At 58.2% G+C, this 1,445-nt stretch carries 1 protein-coding gene; it reads left to right on the forward strand.

The window, feature by feature from the left end; translation table 11 throughout:
• Positions 1–673: 673 nt before the first annotated feature.
• Positions 674–1,445: hypothetical protein (locus LQV45_RS32090; RefSeq protein ID WP_230011560.1), on the forward strand; the 772-nt coding region annotated here is incomplete at its 3' end.

Genomic DNA, 1,445 nt, shown 5'->3' on the forward strand with positions numbered 1-1,445 from the left:
GCCTCTGAGTGTGCACAAACTGTTCACTGATGGGCCCCTGCTGGGGCCCTTTTTCGTTGGTGGCCGTTTCTGTAGCCGGGTGGCTCCTTTTCTTGATTTCCGGCAGCGGTGATGCTGCCTACTCGTTCATGGCCCGGAGTGCCGCTAACTGCATGACTGAACGCTGGCTGGGGGAGATGTGCTGCCTTTGCTGGTTTGCATTTCTTGATGTCATGACTGTTCATGGCGACGTTCCCAGGCATGTGCATGACTTGGTGCGACTTGTTGACGGTCAGGCGGCTAGCGCTTCCTTGAGCTCGGCGCGTGCCCGGTCGGCACGGGCGAGTCCCTGGTCGGTGAACGTCTTCTCCGATGACAGTCCAAGAGCAACGAGGGCATTCTTCCGGGCGGTAGGTCTTGGTCGTTCGTGGATACGCGGGCGCATCCGATGAGGAGCCCGGTCATAGTTTTGGATGTACCGTTTAGCCCCCCATCACCGGGCATTTTGCGTGAAGGTCTTACGGGAATCGACTGGCCCCACAACGCGGCGATCGTGATCCGGAAATTTTGGGTTGTGGTTGCTCCGGTGAGGGACCGGCTTACGGCAGGTTCGGGCACCTGTACCCCCCTGTTGTCGGAGATGGCCGGTAGATTCGCTTGGTATGCAACAGGGCTTCACGTTGAAGGACTTCAAATGACCAACACTCTGCTCGGCTCCTTGAGGGAGCAAATCCTGGACGAATCAGAACCTCTGGCAGGGCTCCTGCGCAAGTGCCTGCTGCTCGGTGCCGAAACCGGCTCTGAGTCATTGAGGCAATGGGCAAGATACGAGCTCTCTGGATATGACGACGACGCTGAAGTCCCCAGCTACCGGGTGCTGCCCTCGCCACCGATAACGGTGAGCTCAATTAGTGGCAATACCTGGGCCAAAGGTCAAACGTTCAATCGGCTCCAATTGCCTGTAGAGGCCCAGAAGGGCGTGCCGGAGTCATTTCCACTCCGTCAGCCCATCGAAGAGCTGGAGAGTCTCGCCGGGAGCTCTTCGATCTCCTTTTCCAGCACGGGCCTGGCCTATGCCCAAACCATTTGGAACGATGAGCTTGGCCCATTCCAGCAAATCCTGAGCATGTCTTACTCGCTTCCCGGGTCGATGCTCACAGGGATTCTAGGTCAGATCAGAACGCAACTCGTCGACGTCGTTGCCGACCTGACTGCAGAGACTCCGCTGACGGAGTTGCCAAGAAAACAAGCTGTGGACGCAGCCGTGGGCCAGCACATCGGTACGCAGTACAACACCACGATTCAGACCGCAAACGGTCCTACTGCCATCGGTTCGAAGGCAAAAGCCAAGGCCGAGGGGTTGAGTGTCGACGACGCGATCAGGCTGCTCGACGTCGTTCAGTCCACGGCAAAGGGAGTAGCTGACGACGAGAACCGATCTGAACTGATTGCGGCGGTCGAGGAAC

The organism is Microbacterium sp. Bi128, from assembly GCF_918698205.1.